Annotated in this window: 14 protein-coding genes; 3 read left to right on the plus strand and 11 right to left on the minus strand. The window is 66.0% G+C overall.

Features of this window, described 5'->3' with window-relative positions; all coding sequences use genetic code 11:
- Positions 1-2: 2 nt before the first annotated feature.
- Entirely contained in the window at positions 3-848 is an 846-nt protein-coding gene (locus AC1D1F_RS06390; RefSeq protein ID WP_477675880.1) for a hypothetical protein, read from the minus strand.
- Positions 849-977: 129 nt separating this feature from the next.
- Positions 978-3,368 (minus strand): YgiQ family radical SAM protein, encoded by a 2,391-nt coding sequence (locus AC1D1F_RS06395; RefSeq protein ID WP_477675879.1) that lies wholly within the window; start codon positions 3,366-3,368, stop codon positions 978-980.
- 157 nt (positions 3,369-3,525) lie between these two features.
- Between AC1D1F_RS06395 and AC1D1F_RS06400 the strand changes: the two genes are divergently transcribed.
- On the plus strand, positions 3,526-3,942 hold the full coding sequence (locus tag AC1D1F_RS06400) for a DUF2784 domain-containing protein (RefSeq protein ID WP_477675878.1): 417 nt from the start codon (positions 3,526-3,528) through the stop codon (positions 3,940-3,942).
- Here AC1D1F_RS06400 and AC1D1F_RS06405 read toward each other — a convergent pair.
- The 9 genes from AC1D1F_RS06405 to AC1D1F_RS06445 form a co-directional block, all read right to left on the minus strand.
- Complete coding sequence (locus tag AC1D1F_RS06405; RefSeq protein ID WP_477675877.1) at positions 3,933-4,277, minus strand: antibiotic biosynthesis monooxygenase family protein; 345 nt, start codon at positions 4,275-4,277, stop codon at positions 3,933-3,935. The genes AC1D1F_RS06400 and AC1D1F_RS06405 overlap by 10 nt on opposite strands.
- 43 nt (positions 4,278-4,320) lie before the next feature.
- Positions 4,321-5,499: a cytochrome P450 gene (locus AC1D1F_RS06410; protein ID WP_477675876.1), complete on the minus strand. Its 1,179-nt coding sequence runs from the start codon at positions 5,497-5,499 to the stop codon at positions 4,321-4,323.
- Positions 5,500-5,562: 63 nt separating this feature from the next.
- Positions 5,563-6,834 (minus strand): fumarylacetoacetase, encoded by a 1,272-nt coding sequence (gene fahA / locus AC1D1F_RS06415; protein WP_477696403.1) that lies wholly within the window; start codon positions 6,832-6,834, stop codon positions 5,563-5,565.
- Between the two features lie 30 nt (positions 6,835-6,864).
- A complete protein-coding gene (gene hmgA, locus AC1D1F_RS06420; protein ID WP_477679142.1) occupies positions 6,865-8,172 on the minus strand; it encodes a homogentisate 1,2-dioxygenase in 1,308 nt (435 codons plus the stop codon).
- Between the two features lie 24 nt (positions 8,173-8,196).
- Positions 8,197-8,658, minus strand: coding sequence for a MarR family winged helix-turn-helix transcriptional regulator (locus AC1D1F_RS06425; protein WP_477679143.1), 462 nt, complete (start codon positions 8,656-8,658; stop codon positions 8,197-8,199).
- Between the two features lie 43 nt (positions 8,659-8,701).
- Positions 8,702-9,676, minus strand: coding sequence for a Bug family tripartite tricarboxylate transporter substrate binding protein (locus tag AC1D1F_RS06430; protein WP_477696404.1), 975 nt, complete (start codon positions 9,674-9,676; stop codon positions 8,702-8,704).
- 49 nt (positions 9,677-9,725) lie between these two features.
- Positions 9,726-9,920, minus strand: a complete 195-nt coding sequence (locus AC1D1F_RS06435) for a hypothetical protein (protein ID WP_477675380.1) — start codon at positions 9,918-9,920, stop codon at positions 9,726-9,728.
- A gap of 17 nt (positions 9,921-9,937) precedes the next feature.
- Complete coding sequence (locus tag AC1D1F_RS06440) at positions 9,938-11,581, minus strand: FAD-dependent oxidoreductase (protein ID WP_477675379.1); 1,644 nt, start codon at positions 11,579-11,581, stop codon at positions 9,938-9,940.
- Positions 11,582-11,690: 109 nt separating this feature from the next.
- The gene (locus tag AC1D1F_RS06445) at positions 11,691-12,152 is read right to left on the minus strand and encodes a CHRD domain-containing protein (protein ID WP_477652026.1); all 462 of its coding nucleotides are present in this window, start codon (positions 12,150-12,152) and stop codon (positions 11,691-11,693) included.
- Between the two features lie 181 nt (positions 12,153-12,333).
- Here AC1D1F_RS06445 and ku point away from each other — a divergent pair, with 181 nt between their 5' ends.
- Together ku and ligD are read left to right on the plus strand one after the other, a co-directional pair.
- Positions 12,334-13,260 carry a non-homologous end joining protein Ku gene (ku, locus tag AC1D1F_RS06450; RefSeq protein ID WP_477675378.1) on the plus strand — a complete coding sequence of 309 codons (927 nt, stop codon included), beginning with the start codon at positions 12,334-12,336 and terminating at the stop codon, positions 13,258-13,260.
- 27 nt (positions 13,261-13,287) lie between these two features.
- Positions 13,288-15,936, plus strand: coding sequence for a DNA ligase D (gene ligD, locus AC1D1F_RS06455; RefSeq protein WP_477675377.1), 2,649 nt, complete (start codon positions 13,288-13,290; stop codon positions 15,934-15,936).
- Positions 15,937-16,062: the final 126 nt, after the last annotated feature.

The raw sequence follows: 16,062 nt of genomic DNA on the forward strand, positions 1-16,062 counted from the left end.
CATCAGCCTGGTGCCAACACGCCGCCTCGCGCGGGCCGCTCAAACACCTGCCGGACAAAGGCATACAGGGCCCATAGCAGCAGCAAGGGAATCACCAGGGTCTGCAGCACAAAGATCACGATGAGTTTGATGATGTGTTCGGTGGCCTGCTCTGCCGCGCGCTTGAGGTTCTCGAAATGCCGGCCCACGTCGCCGTTTTTCGCCAGCCAGTCTTTCATGCTGTCGACCAGGCCGCGGTTGTCGGGCGCGGCCGCGGCGGCGGGGTTGAGTTGCACGGCTTGGCCCGTCGCGCCGTCTATCAATTGCTGGCTGGCCGCGTAGTCGGCCGCCAGGAATTTTTGCCACAGCAGGTCGCTGCCCAGGGTCACCACCGGCACGGCAAAGCGCAGCATCAGCAAAATCACCAGCAGCCTGGACAGCCAGGGCGGCGCCCGCGACCTGCGCAGCTGGAACCACCACCAGCCCAGCGCCGCGGCGCTCAAGGCCAGTGACACCGGCCAGTAGCCGCCTATGCTGATCAGCGCCTTCTGGATGCCGAAGGCAACGCTGGCCGCCAGCATCAGGTGCGAGAACTGCTCCACGAGGTCGTTCACCGGGTCCAGGATTTGCCCGGGCGTGAAGGTAACGCCCACGCCAAAGGGCTGCACCGAGGCTTCGGTGCCCTGCGCGACCGAGATCACGGCATTGAGCAGGCGCGCCGTCGCGAAACTGACCAGCGCTCGCTTGAGGCCGGCATCGACCTGCCGCATGGCCGGCGCGTCCAGCGGGGCCAGCCAGGCACAGGCCGTGACGGCGGTCATGGTGAAAGCCACGAGCACTTTGCGTGCGATGGACCAGGAAATGGGCATGGCAATCGGCATGGATCTCCCCGTGGGGTTGTGGATCAGGAGCCTGCTGCGGCGATGCGCTGGCCGCCGAGGCACTGGGAAGCATCTTGCCAGAAAGGTGTGCGGCTGGCCGGGCTTTCGCCCGGCGCCCTAGCGGCTCTTGCGGCCGGAAGGCTTGCCGCCGGCGCCCTGCGCCAGCGGCGGCAGGCCGGTGTGGCGCGTCAGCAAACGGCCTTTGACCACCGGCGCGGCCTTGGCCGGGGCAGCGGTGCCCGTCGAGTTCTTGCGCCGCGCGCTGGTGTAGCTGCCGTCGGTCAGCGGCTGGAAGGTCGGGATCAGGTGGTGTTTGCCGTTGCCGATCAGGTCGGCGCGGCCCATGGCCTTGAGCGCCTCGCGCAGCACCGGCCAGTTGTTGGGATCGTGGTAGCGCAGGAAGGCCTTGTGGAGCCGGCGCCGGCGTTCGCCGCGCACAATGTCCACCGTCTCGCTGTCGCGCGTGATCTTGCGCAGCGGGTTCTTGTTGGTGTGGTACATCGTCGTCGCCGTGGCCATGGGGCTGGGGTAGAAGGTCTGCACCTGGTCGGCGCGGAAGCCGTTCTTCTTGAGCCAGATCGCCAGGTTCATCATGTCTTCGTCGCTGGTGCCCGGGTGGGCCGCGATGAAATACGGGATCAGGAACTGCTTCTTGCCGGCTTCGAGGCTGTACTTCTCGAACATCTGCTTGAACTTGTCATAGCTGCCGATGCCGGGCTTCATCATCTTGGTGAGCGGTCCCTGCTCGGTGTGCTCGGGCGCGATCTTGAGGTAGCCGCCCACGTGGTGCGTCACCAGCTCTTTCACGTACTCGGGGCTTTGCACGGCCAGGTCGTAGCGCAGGCCGGAGCTGATGAGGATCTTCTTCACGCCCTTCAAGGCCCGCGCACGGCGGTACATCTTGATCAACGGGTTGTGGTCGGTGTTGAGGTTGGAGCAGATGCCCGGGTACACACAGGAAGGCTTGCGGCAGGCGGCCTCGATTTCGGGCGACTTGCAGCCTATGCGGTACATATTGGCGGTGGGCCCGCCCAGGTCGGAAATCGCGCCGGTAAAACCCTTGACGGTGTCGCGGATCGCCTCGATCTCGCGGATCACCGAGTCTTCGGAGCGGCTCTGGATGATGCGGCCTTCATGCTCGGTGATCGAGCAGAAGGTGCAGCCGCCGAAGCAGCCACGCATGATGTTGACGGAAAAACGGATCATCTCCCACGCGGGAATCTTGGTCGCGCCGTCGTGGCTGCCGTTTTCGTCGGCATAACGCGGGTGCGGCGAGCGGGCGTAAGGCAGGTCGAAGACGTAGTCCATCTCGGCCGTGGTCAGCGGGATGGGCGGCGGCGTGATCCACACGTCGCGCGCCGTGGCGCCTTCGCCGTGGGCCTGCACCAGCGCGCGGGCGTTGCCGGGGTTGGTTTCGAGGTGCAGCACGCGGTTGGCGTGGGCATAGAGCACCGCATCGCTCTTGACTTGTTCGTAGGACGGCAGGCGTATCACCGAGCGGTCGCGCGGCGGGACCTTGATCTTGCCCTGCGCGGTGTGCACCGTGGACGGGAGGTTTGGGTTGGCCACAAAGGTCAGCGGCTTGATGGCCGGATTGGCTTGCGCCGCCGCTTTCGCCACAACGGGTGAACCCGCCGACTCGGCCTTGACCGCCACTTCAGTCGCCTCATCCTCACGCGCACAGGTCGCGCCCTGTTCGCGCGCCTGGTCGGAAATCATCAAATACGGGTTGACGTGTGCTTCAACCCGGCCCGGCGCATCGACACTGGTGGAGTCGATCTCGAACCAGCCCTGGGCGCTCTCGTCGCCGCTGCGGCGTATAAAGGCCGTGCCGCGCACGTCGGTGATGCTGGCGACCGGCTCTTTGGCGGCCAGGCGGTGCGCGATCTCGACGATGGCGCGCTCGGCATTGCCGTAGAGCAGCAGGTCGCACTTCGCATCGACCACCACGCTGCGGCGGACCTTGTCGGACCAGTAGTCGTAATGCGCGATGCGGCGCAGCGAGCCTTCAATGCCGCCCAGGATGATGGGCACGTCCTTGTAGGCCTCGCGGCAGCGCTGCGAATACACCAGCGCCGCGCGGTCGGGGCGCTTGCCGCCTATGTCGCCGGGGGTGTAGGCGTCGTCGCTGCGGATCTTGTGGTCCGCCGTGTAGCGGTTGATCATCGAATCCATGTTGCCGGCGGTCACGCCGAAAAACAGGTTGGGTTTGCCCAGCACCTTGAAGGGGTCGGCACTTTGCCATTCGGGCTGGGCGATGATGCCGACGCGAAATCCTTGCGCCTCCAGCATGCGGCCAATGACGGCCATGCCGAAGCTCGGGTGGTCGACATAGGCGTCGCCCGTGACCACGATGATGTCGCAGCTGTCCCAGCCAAGCGCGTCCATCTCGGCCCGGCTGGTGGGCAGAAACTTGGCGGTGCCGAAGCGGGCCGCCCAGTACTTGCGGTAGCTGGTCAGCGGCTTGGCGGCGCGCGTAAAGAAGGAGACGTCGACGGGGGCGTTCATGGGGGCTTTGGGTAACCCTCGATTGTAAGGTTTACCCTGAGTTGTGCCTCTTTATCCGGCATTTAAGCCCTACAAAGGCCTCACTACGGACCCCTAGCGTGGTTAAAGTGGCTCAGCGGCGACGGATTGCACCGCTTTTCACCTCCAAATCAAAGCCATGACCCCTTACACCGCCAGCTTGCTCGCCGACCTGATGTTGCTGCTGCACGCGGCCATCGTGGCTTTTGCCGTGCTGGGACAGTTGCTGTTCATGGCCGGCGGCCTGCGCGGCTGGGCCTGGGTGCGCAAGCTGTGGGTCCGGCTGGCGCACCTGGCGCTGATCGCCTTTGTGGTGCTGCAAAGCTGGCTGGGCCAGACTTGCCCCCTCACCCTCTGGGAACAGTCGCTGCGATTGCAGGCCGGGCAAGAAGCTTATGCCGAATCGTTTATCGAGCACTGGCTTTCAAGGCTGATCTTTTTCAACGCGCCGGCCTGGATGTTCGTCGTGGCCTACTCCGCCTTCGGCATGTTGGTCTTGCTGGGCTGGTGGTGGTGGCCGCCGCGCCGGAATCGCGGACCCCGAACTCAGCCGTGAACCTGCCGGCTGTCGGCAGGCGCTTCGTCGCGTTCGGTCATGCCGTAATCGCGCAGCACATGGGCCACACGCAGCCTGTAGTCCTCAAACACCCCGCCGCGCCCGCGGCTTTGCGCCTGGCGGTGGGTTTCCAGCTTGCGCCATTCCAGCACGGCGGCCTCATCGCGGAAGAAGGACAGCGACAGCAGCTTGCCCGGCGTGCTCAGGCTTTCAAAGCGCTCAATGGAAATAAAGCCGTCGATTTTTTCAAGCTGCGGCCTGAGCGCCGCGGCAATGTCGAGATAGGTCTGCTTCTGGCCCTGGGCGGGCAGCACTTCAAAAATAATCGCAATCATGGGGAGCCCTTTTTTTGCTGGACGAGATGATGTGATGGTGGCATCAAGCGGTGAAGACCGGAATCCGGGCATTCATGGACGGCCGGTAAGTCCAGCTGAACGACGCGGTGTCCTTGAGCCGCCCCGGCACCAGCAAGGCCCGGATGGCCGCCGCCGCGATCACGCATGCCAGCGCCTGGCCCGGGCACTGGTGCGCGCCATGGCCGAAGCCGGGTACCTCGCGGTCCGGGCGCTCCAGCAGGAACTCGCCGGGCCTGGCATTGCACGCGGGATCGCGGCCCGCGGCGGCCAGCACCAGCAAGACCACATCGCCGGCCTGCAGCGGAATGCCCGCGACCTCGGTGGCCTCGACCACAAAGCGGCGCGTGTTGTGGATGGAAGGGTCATAACGACTGACCTCATGGACCATCCGCAGCAACTGGCCGGGCTCGCGTTCCATGGCCTCCAGCAGGCCGGGCCGTGTGGCCAAGGCCGCGATGCTGTTGCCGATCAAACCCGCCGTGGCTTCATAGGTTTGCGACAGCAAGCCGACCGCATTGCAAAGCAGCGCCTGCGCATCGTGCCAGCCGGCCTGCGCCGCCTCCCGCTGCAGGCGCGCCAGCGCGCTGCCGGGCTGGGCCGCCGTCGCTTGCACCAGCTCCGCAAAGCGCGCGAGCAAGGCCGAAGCGGCGTCGCCGGCCGCCGCCAGTTGGGCCGGCGTGCTGAGCGGCGACAGGCAGGCGACAAAGTCGGCCATCCAGCGCGCCACTCGCGGCAGCTCGTCTTCGGCAAAACCCAGCAGGTCGGCCACGGCCATCACGGGCACCTCAAAGGCCCAGCGCGACAGTGCGGCGCCTCGCAAAGCGCCCTCCCCCGCGACTTGCAAGGCCAGCGCTTCCGTCCTGGCCTCCACGCGCTCCAGATCCACCGCCGCCAGAAACCGCTCCAAAGCCAGCTTGGGCGCGTCGTGCCGCAGGCCCTCGTTCATGCGCACCAGGTGGCCGAAGACCTCGCCGGCCGCCGAGCCGACGATGGCTGCCGGCACGGGCTCCGCGACGGGGCGCACACGGCAGGCCGGATTGCCCAGCACCTCTTTGACGCTCACGGCGCTGCTGGCGATCCAGAGTTTGCGCGGCGCGTCAAACACCAACGCCGGGCCTGCGGCCAGGGTTGCGTAATACGGATAGGGATTGCGATGGGCGGATGCCGCGAGGATGTTTTCAGGGTTGGTATCGAGGTGCATGGCCATTATTTTTGCCCCAAACACCGACCCTATGCTTCGCTCGCGGACGAAACGTGACCGCTTTTAGCGCGCCGGCAGCACTTGGCCCCAGCACTCGCCAAAACCGATGCGCTGGAAACCCTCGCGCTCGCACCAGGCACGCAGGATGACGGCGTCGCCGTCCTCGAGGAAGGTGCGCGTCTCGCCGTTGGACAGCGTCAAGGCGTTTTTGCCGCCGGCGCTGAGTTCCAGCAGCGAGCCGGCCTGCTCGGGCCGCGCACCAGACAAGGTGCCCGAACCCAGCAGATCGCCGGGCTGCAGGTTGCAGCCGTTGACGGTATGGTGCGTGAGCATTTGCGCCACCGTCCAATAGGCGTCGCGAAAGTTGGATTGCGACAGGCGCTCGGGTCCCTGGCTGGCGTCGCGCATGGCTTGCGTGTGTAGCCAGACCTCGAGTTCCACGTCCAGGCTGCCCTGTTGCCGGTTGCCCGGCGAGTCGAGGTAAGGCAAGGGCTGCGGGTCGCCCTCGGGGCGCGAAAAGGCCGCACGAAACGGCGCGAGCGCCTCCAGCGTGACGATCCAGGGAGAGATCGTGCTCGCGAAATTCTTGGCCAGGAAAGGGCCCAGCGGCTGGTATTCCCAGGCCTGCACGTCGCGCGCCGACCAGTCGTTGAGCAACACCATCCCGAAAGCATGGGCCTCGGCCTGCTCCATGCCCACAGCTTCGCCCAGCGCGTTGCCCTGCCCCACCAGCACGCCGAGTTCGAGCTCGTAGTCCAGGCGATGGCTGGGCCGCAAGACCGGCGCCTCCTCGTTCGGACCCTTGGTCTGCCCCAGCGGCCGCGGGAATTGCTGGCCGCTGACGCCAATGGACGATGCCCGGCCGTGATAAGCGATGGGCACCCATTTGTAGTTCGGCAGCAGCGGCGCGTCGGGACGAAACAGCTTGCCGACCGTGGTCGCATGGTGGATGCCGGTGTAAAAGTCGGTGTAGTCGCCGATGCGGCAAGGCAGGTGCAGGGTCACCGCATCCTGGGCGTGCAAAAAGCCCGACCACTCGCGCTGCTTCGCGCTGCCTTCAGTCAGGCCTTGCGAGATCGCGGCCCGCAGCGCGCTCATCTCCTGCGGGCTTGTCGCCATCAGCGCATTCATGTCGCTGACATGGACCAGCCCGGCCGCGCGCAAATCCAGCACCTGGTCGCCGATGGCGATACCGATGCGGCGCTCGCCCTGCGGCGTCAGGCTGTACGTGCCGAAAGGCAGGTTCTGGATGGGGAAGTCGGCGCCGGCCTTATTGGCGGAGGCTACCCAGCTGCGCAGCTGGGAGTCGTGGGTGGCATTCAGCGAATTCATCATGGTCGGCTTTGCAAAAATGGGTGGCAGGCATCAAGCCTTGAATTGGTCCTTGAGCCCGGCCCAGCAGCCGGCATAGGCGGTATCGAGCGAACCGCCGTCCATCGCATAGGCCGTGGGGATAAAGCGGTAGCGGCTTTCAAACATGAAGGCCAGGGTGTTGTCGAGTTTGTGCGGCTGGAGCTCGGCCGTGCTGGCTTTTTCAAACGCCTCGGTGTCCGGGCCGTGCGGCACCATGCAGTTGTGCAGCGAGGCGCCGCCCGGCTTGAAGCCTTCGGGCTTGGCGTCGTACTGGCCGTACACCAGTCCCATGAACTCGCTCATGAGGTTGCGGTGGTACCAGGGCGGACGGAAGGTGTTCTCGGCCACCATCCAGCGCGGCGGGAAGATCACGAAATCGCAGTTGGCCGTGCCCGGTGTGTCCGAGGGCGAGGTCAGCACGGTGAAGATGGACGGGTCCGGATGGTCGTAGCTGATGGAGCCTATGGTCATGAAGTGCGCCGTGTCGTATTTGCAGGGCACCAGGTTGCCGTGCCAGGCCACCACATTGAAGGGGCTGCGCGGCTGCTGCGCCGACCACAAACGGCCGCCGTACTTCTTGATGATCTCGTAAGGCTTTCCAGCTTCATCGGCGGCATCGAAGGCCGCCACGGGCGCCAGGAAATCGCGCGAATTGGCCAGGCCGTTGGAGCCTATGGGGCCGAGCTCGGGCAGGCGGAAATGCGCGCCGTAGTTCTCGCAAACATAGCCGCGCGAAGCGCCGTCGGGCAAGGCCACGCTAAAGGCCATGCCGCGCGGGAGCACGGCAATTTCACCGGGCTTAACGTCCATGATGCCGAGTTCGGTCGTCAGCACCAGCCGGCCTTGCTGCGGCACCAGCAGCATTTCGCCGTCGGCGTTGACCAATGCGCGCCGCGCCATCGACCGGTTGGCGACGTACATGTGCGCGGCAATGCCGGTCTGCGCATCGGCGTCGCCGTTGGCCGCCACGGTGCGCAGGCCGTCAACAAAATCCAGCGGCTGCGCGGGAATCGCGAAGGGGCTCCAGCGCAAAGGGTCGGGCGGCACGGCCACACCGCCCGCGGCGCCCGTGGTCCACTGCGGCTGCACATAAGCCTGGTAACCGCCCGCCACCACCGAAGGCTGGCGGCGGTAGAGCCAGGTGCGGCGGTTGTCGGCGCGCGGCGCGGTAAAGGCCGTGCCCGAGACCAGCTCGGTGTACAGATCGTGCGGCGCACGCTGCGGGCTGTTGCGCCCTTCAGGCAAGGCGCCGGCGACGGCCTCGCTGGCGAATTCATTGCCGAAGCCGGACTGGTAACGCAAGGTGGTCATCGTGTTCATTGAAGTCTCTCCAAAGTTCCCATGTCATTCTTCGCCGGTGTCTTCCACCGCGCCGCCGTCGGCCCTGGCCTTGGCGATCAGCCGGTCGAAAAAGCCGCTGAGCTGCTCGCGCTCGGCCGCGCTGAGCACGCCAAAGATGTCCTGGTTGCGCTGGCCCACCACCTGCATGGCGCGCTGCCAGGCGGCCTTGCCCTTGGGTGTCATGGTCAGCACCACACCGCGCCCATCGGTCGGGCTGGCGGCCTTGACCACCAGGCCCTGCTCGACCAGCGACTGGGCGGCGCGGCTGGCCTGGCCCTTGTTGAGGTTGGCTTTTTGCGCGAGGTCGTTGACCGAGAGCGGCGCGAAGGTGCCGACCGCCGTGAGGCAGCGGCCGTCGCTCATCGACAGCCCGGCCCCGGCCACATAGGCACGCTGGCTTTCCAGGTCGGTCAGCTTGTGCAGCAGGTGCAGGCGGTAGGTCAGGGTTCTGTCGAGCTTGATCATGTCGGTCTTCACCTTGGTGGCAGGGACTCCATTTTCAGTCCACTCAGTCCAGTTTGATGCCGCTGGCGCGTATGACCTGCGCCCATTTTTCGCGTTCGGCTTTGGCATAACCGGCCATCTGCGCCGGCGTGCTGGGCGTGGGTTCCAGGCCTAGCACCTGGAAACGCGCCTTGACAGGCGTGGAGTTCAGGGCGTCCACCAGCGTCTTGTTGAGCTTGGCGATCACGGCGTCCGGCGTGCCGGCCGGCGCGGCCAGGCCTTGCCAGGCGTAGGCTTCAAAACCCTTGAGGCCTTGTTCGTCCAGCGTGGGGATGGTCTCGAAGTTCTTCACGCGCTGCGGGCTCGCGATGGCAATGGCGCGCAGCCGCCCGGCATTGATAAAGCCCATGCCGCTGGCAGTGTCGACAAACATGAAAGGCACTTGCCCGCCCGCCACGTCCTGCACCGCCGGTGCGGCGCCGCGATACGGCACATGCACCAGGTTGAGGCCGGTCTTGCCGCGGAACAGTTCCGTGGCCAGGTGGTGCGGACTGCCGGCGCCCGGCGTGGCGTAGCTGACGCCGCCCTTCTGGGTCTTGGCCCAGGCCGTGAACTCGGCCAGGTTTTTGGCAGGCACGGCGGGGTTGACGACCAGGATCATCGGGAAACGCGCCAGCAGGCCTATGGGCGCCAGGTCTTTTTCAGCGCTGTAGCTGAGCTTGGTGTAGAGCGCCGGATTGGCCGCCAGCGTGGCGGTGTCGCCGGTCAGCACGGTGTAGCCGTCGGGTTTGGCGTGGGCCACGTAGTCGGCGCCGATGTTGGTCGCGGCCCCCGGCTTGTTGTTGATGATGAGAGGCTGGCCCAGGGCCTGGCCCATGGCTTCGGTCAACGCGCGCGCCACCACGTCGGAGCCGCCGCCCGCCGGGTAAGGCACTACCCATTCGATGGGGCGTGCCGGCCAGGTCTGCGCGGAAGCGGCGGTGGAGGCCAGCGCCAGTACGGCAAGCAGGCGGCGAAGGGAAGCGGGAAGGCGGTGCATGTTTTGTCTCCGTGAAATGGTTATGGGTGATCGGGAAGGGGTATCGGAATCAGGTGGCCGCCAGGCGCTCGGCCTGGGCGATCAGCGCCAGGGCTTCGCCGGCGTCGGGCTGGCGGCTCAGCAACGCGAGCGCCAGCGTGGCCAGCAGCAGTGGCGCCCTCGCCTCGCCGACACGGGCCGTGGCCTCCGCGAGCGCTGTATAGGCCTGGTCAAGGTCGCCGGTTTGGGGCAGTGTCGGGTTCATGGTTGTCTCCTCAATCATCAAGCTGGCCGCTGCTGGAAAGGCTTCAACGCGGAGGCAATTTCCGCGGCTGAGGCCGCCTTCCAGCGGCCCATGAGGTAGCCGTCGGGCCGCACCAGGAAGGCCGAGCCCTCACCAGCGCGGTAGCGCTCGCGGGCCTGGCCGAGCTCATCGAGCAGGACGTCATTGGCGGGCTCGCCCTGCTTGCCAATAGCGATCACCTTGACGGAAGCGGGGCCGTCCTGGCCGGAGGCCGCCAAGGCGGCGATGCCTTTTGGCAGTACGCCCTTCTCGCTGAAATACAGCAGCACAAAACCGCCACCGAAACACGATGTGAGATGAAGGTCGCCGTCCGCACCACGCAGCCTGGCCTCAGGTGCGGGCATGCCGGCGCGCGCACCGGCGCCGAAAGCGCTTTCCTGCGCGGCCAGGTTCAGCGGCGAGCCCACATATTCGACTGGAGTGGATTGGCGCGGGTTCAGCAGCGAGGCCACGGCGGCGTCCTCGGTCGCCAGGCGCAGCGCGGCTTCGCGCAACAGCTTGAAGCCGTGGTTGGGCGGCGCCATGAATTCGGTGCTCTTGGCGCCGTAACGGATGTTCTCGCGCGTGGCCTGCACGCGCTCGCTGGAATAACTGTCGAGCAGCGAATCCGCGGCGCGGCCCTGTTGCACCAGCGCCAGTTTCCAGGCCAGGTTGCCCGCATCGTCCAGGCCCGAGTTGAGCCCACGCACGCCGAAGATGGGCACCAGGTGGGCCGCGTCGCCGGCGAACAGCACACGGCCGTGGCGGTAGCTGGGCAGCGTCAGGCATTTGGCGTTGTAGATCGAAATCCACAGCGGCTCCCAAGGCTGGTCCTCGCCGATCATGGACAAATGGCTTTGCACGCGCGGCAGCACATTCTCGGGTTTGACCGCCTCGAGCGGGTCCTCGTCGTCGCGGATCTGGTAGTCGATGCGCCAGACGTCGTCGGGCTGGCGGTGCATCAGGATGGTGGAGCCGGGATTCGACGGCGGGTCGAACCAGGCCAGGCGCTCAACCGCGCGGCGGGTTTTCTGCACCACGTCGACGATCACGTAGCGACCCTCGTACTGTGTGCCTTCGAGCTGCAGGCCCAGCTGTTCGCGCACCGTGCTGCGGCCGCCATCACAGGCCACCACCCAGTCAGCCTGCACGGTATGCGTGCCGTCAGGCGCCTCGATATCCACCTGCGCGCCGCCGGCCTCGGGCCGCACCGCCGTCACTTTGCTGGACCAGCGCACGTCAACCAGGCCGGCCTGGGCCAGCGCCGCCTTGTGCGCGAACTCCTCGGCATAGAACTGCTGGATATTGACCATGGGCGCGAAGCGCTGCGTAGGCTCGCTGGGCATCTGGAAATGCAGCACTTCGCGGTCGCGGAAGTAGCTGCGCCCGCCCACCCATGACAAGCCTTTGTCCCCCAGCGCCTTGTCGGCGCCGACCCAGCCGAAAATTTCCTGCGAGCGGCGCGACATGCAGATGGCGCGGCTGCCGGCGCAATAACCGGCGTCGGCCTCCACCACCAGGCTGGCGACGCCGTGGCGCGCCAGCAAAGCCGCCAGCGTCATGCCCACCGGGCCGCCGCCGGCAATCAGCACCGGCACACGGCGCGGCCAGCCGGAAGAACCCGAAGAAAGAGGCGTTGTCACGATGCGCTTGTTCCGGTTGATTTATGGTTGCGATCGCAACTATAAACCCATCCGGTTGCGTCCGCAACCATTTATTCGACAACCTCCGTAGAGGCCGGGGAACCCGAATTTAGTTGCGCACCACCGTCATCTGGCCGCGCACTTCACCAGCGGGATAGGCCGCCGTATGAATATTGGCATACCACCGGCCTGCCATCAGGTCGGCGGCCTGGGCGGCTGTCAGCGTTGCGCTGCCGTCCATGGGACTGCTTGGAGGGCCGGCCCATCCCAGGGCAACGCCGGCGTTGGCGCCGATGGCGGCGGGGCCGTGAAAGTGCCCTGCCGTTGCAGGCCCGGTGAGACGGGTGTAGTTGACCTTCCAGCGAAGCAGGTTGGTGCTGGGGTCGAACACGGCATCGACCGAGCCGCTGCCGGGGCTGGCATTGGCGGGCACTTCATTGGCGCCGCGAAGCTGCGTGGTGAAAGCGACCAGGCTGGATTGCTTGTTCATCACACCGCAGCCGGTGATGGCGGCAGCGGCCACAGCCAGGGCGGCCAGGGACATTCGGGTGGCGGTACGGCGTGAAAGCATGGGTCGGCTCCTTGAAAAGTTGCAGCCGATTGTGCGTGTCGCACCGCGCCCGGACCCGTAGGACAAACCCCATGCGAACAGTCGGTTCCGGACGACGCCCCTACCCCACCGCGCGCCGACACATCCGCATGCGCGCGAGCCGGAGACTGTTGGGATAGTCATATCCGCAAGAAGGACACCCATGGCATCCCGCGTTCTATGGAAAGGCGCCATCAGCTTCGGCCTGGTCCACATCCCCGTCGCGCTGCATTCGGCCACCTCCGAAAGCGGCGTCAACTTCGACTGGCTGGACAAGCGCAGCATGGACCCGGTGGGCTACAAGCGCATCAACAAGCGCACGGGCAGGGAAATCACCAAGGAAAACATCGTCAAAGGCGTCGAATACGAGGACGGCCAGTACGTGGTGCTGTCGGAAGACGAAATCGCCGCGGCCTATCCCAAGACCACCCAGACCATTGAAATCGAAAGTTTTGTGCCCAACACCGAGATTCCCTTTGTCTACCTCGAGCGGCCCTACTACGTCGCGCCCATCAACAAGGGCCAGAAGGTCTATGCGCTGCTGCGCGACACCTTGCTGAAAACGCAGCGCGTCGGCGTTGCCCGCGTCATCATCCAGACCAAGCAGCACCTGGCCGTGCTGGTGCCCGCGGGCCCGGTGCTGGTGCTGAACCTGTTGCGCTGGGGCGCCGACATCCGCTCGATCGAAGAGCTGAACCTGCCGCCTGTGGGTGCCAAGGCCGCCGGCCTTTCCGACAAGGAACTGGCCATGGCCAAACAGCTGGTAGACGATATGACCGGCAAATGGGACCCGGAACAGTTCACCGATTCCTTCAAGGACGACATCATGGCGCTGGTCAAGCGCAAGGCCAAGGAAGGCAAACTGGAGAACGTGGTGCAGCCGGAGGAGTCCGACGAAACCGAAACCCGTTCCGGCGCCAAGATCATCGACCTGACCGAACTGCTGCAGCGCAGCCTGCGCAAAGGCGGCGGCGACGCGCCCAAATCCAAGCCGGCCGCCAAAACAAAGGCCTCCGCCAAAACGCCGGCACGCAAAAAGTCCGCGGCCAAAAGCGGCGCGCATGCCCCCGCCAGGCGGCGCGCCGCCTAGCCGGCCACTGCCGCGCAGGCCGACGACATGGGCACCCGCGATTCGCTGAAACACTACCGCGCCAAACGCGACTTCACGCGCACGCCCGAACCCGCGGAGGGCGGTGCACGTTCGGACAAGGCCTTGAGCTTCGTGATCCAGAAGCACGATGCCCGCAACCTGCATTACGACTTCCGCCTGGAGCTGCAGGGCGCACTCAAAAGCTGGGCGGTTCCCAAGGGCCCCAGCCTGGACCCGGCCGTCAAGCGCATGGGCATGCGCGTGGAAGACCACCCTATCTCCTACGCAGGTTTTGAAGGCAGCATCCCCGCCAGACAATACGGTGCCGGCGACGTGATCGTCTGGGACCGCGGCCTGTGGACACCGCACGGCGACCCGGCCAAAAGCCTGCGTCAAGGAAAACTGAAATTCGACCTGCACGGTGAAAAACTCAAGGGCGGCTGGACCCTGGTGCGCATGCACGGCCGCGGCGACGACAGCAAGGAACCCTGGCTGCTGATCAAGGAACACGACGAACACGCCCGCCCCGAAAAAGAATACGACGTGCGCGAGGCCCTGCCCAACAGCGTGCTCTCGGGCCAGCCCCTGCCTCGTGACGCCGCGGGAAAATCCGGCAAGGCGCCACGCAAGACGGCAACGAAGAAGGCCTCAGCCGCCTCAGCAAAAAAAGCCGCAGCGCAAACAGACAACGGTATTCCCGAAGGCGCCGTCAAGGCCAAACTGCCCGAAATACTCTCACCGCAACTCGCCACGCTGGTCGCGCGCCCGCCGGCCGACCCGCAGGGCTGGGCCTACGAGATCAAGTACGACGGCTACCGCCTGCTGGCCCGCATAGACGGGACCTCGGTCCGCCTCATGACGCGCAACGGCAATGACTGGACGCACAAGCTGCCCAAGCTGGCCCAGGCCGTGGCCGCGCTGGAAATCCCTTCGGGCTGGGTCGACGGCGAAATCGTGGTGATGAACGAGCGCGGCGTGCCCGACTTCGGCGCGCTGCAAAACGCCTTCGACCATGCCAGCACAGCCCGCATCCTCTACTACGTGTTCGACCTGCCCTACTTCGACGGACTGGACCTGCGCCAGTTGCCCCTGGCCCAGCGCCGGGAGCTGCTGTGCGCGCTGGTCACCCGCCATCCGCAGGAGACCATTCGCTTTAGCGACACGTTTGAGGAAACACCGCAAGACCTGCTGGAGTCGGCGCGGCAAGTCGGGCTCGAAGGTGTGATCGGCAAGCGCATGGATTCGGCCTATGTCTCGCGCCGCTCGCCGGACTGGATCAAGCTCAAGACCCAGCTGCGCCAGGAGTTCGTCATTGGCGGCTACACCGAACCCAAGGGCTCGCGCGCCGGCCTGGGCGCGCTGATGCTGGGCGTGCACAACGAGGACGGCGCGCTGAAGTACGCCGGCAACGTCGGCACCGGCTTCAATGACAAGGTGCTCAAGGACCTCAAGGCGCGGCTGCAGAAAATCCATGCGGAGCGCAGCCCCTTCGCAAAGCTGCCCGCCGGCGTCAAGGGCCAGTGGGTCAAACCGCGGCTGCTGGCCGAGGTCGCCTTCGGCGAATGGACCCACGGCGGCCACATCCGCCATTCGGTGTTCCAGGGCCTGCGCCGCGACAAGCCCGCCACCCACATCGTTCGTGAAAAACCCGCCGCCCTGCAGCGCGGCAAGAAAGGCGCCGCCGTGAACCCCGCGAAAAACCCCGCCAGCGAAAAACCCAGTGCCAAGGGCAGCCTGAAAGCCGCGGCAAAAACACCCGCCAAAGCCGCCCCGGCCGCGCTGAAATCCCTGCGCGTCACGCATGCCGACCGCGTGGTCGACAGCAGCACCGGCTTCACCAAACAGAACGTGGTCGAGCACTATGCGCAGGTCGCGGCTCTGATATTGCCGCATCTCAAGGCGCGGCCGACCTCGCTGGTGCGCGCGCCCTCGGGCATAGGCGGTGAGCTGTTCTTCCAGAAGCACGCCGAAGCCAGCTCGGTCCCGGGCATCAAATTGCTGGACCCCGCGCTGGATCCCGACCACGAGCCGCTGCTGGAAATCCCCACCACGGCCGCCCTGCTGGCCGCCACCCAGGTCAATGTGCTGGAGTTCCACACCTGGAACGCCACGACGCGCGCCATCCACAAGCCCGACCGCATGACCTTTGACCTGGATCCCGGCGAAGGCGTGGCCTGGCCGCAGATGCAGGAGGCCGCGCAGCTGGTACGCGCCTTTCTCGACGAGCTGAAGCTGTCCAGCTTCCTCAAGACCAGCGGCGGCAAGGGCCTGCACGTGGTGGTGCCGCTCAAGCGGCAGTACGACTTCGACACCGTCAAGGATTTCTCGCACGCGCTGGTGATGCACCTGGCCTCGGTGATCCCCCAGCGCTTTGTCGCCAAGAGCGGCCCTAAAAACCGTGTCGGCAAGATTTTCCCGGACTACCTGCGCAACGGTTTCGGCGCGACCACGGTGTCTGCCTGGTCGCTGCGCGCCCGGCCCGGGCTGGGCGTGTCGGTGCCCGTCGCCTGGGATGAACTGGATTCGCTGACCAGCGGCGCGCACTGGACGGCGCAAACCCTGGGCGCCCGGCTGGGCGTCGGCAACCGGCCCTGGGACGCCTACGAGGCCTCACGCAACAGCCTGACCGCCGCGATGAAACAGCTTGGCTTCAAGCCGCCGGCGCGGCGCGCCTGACACAGGGGATCGAACTGTCATCCACTTCCTACACCGGCAGGGCCAGCGGCCCGACATGGCCGGCCGCAAGCAGCCTTTAAATTGACCTTGTGGGGGTTCCAAACCTCGCATTTCGCATTCATCCAC

The organism is Polaromonas sp. P1_H6 (genome assembly GCF_056405195.1).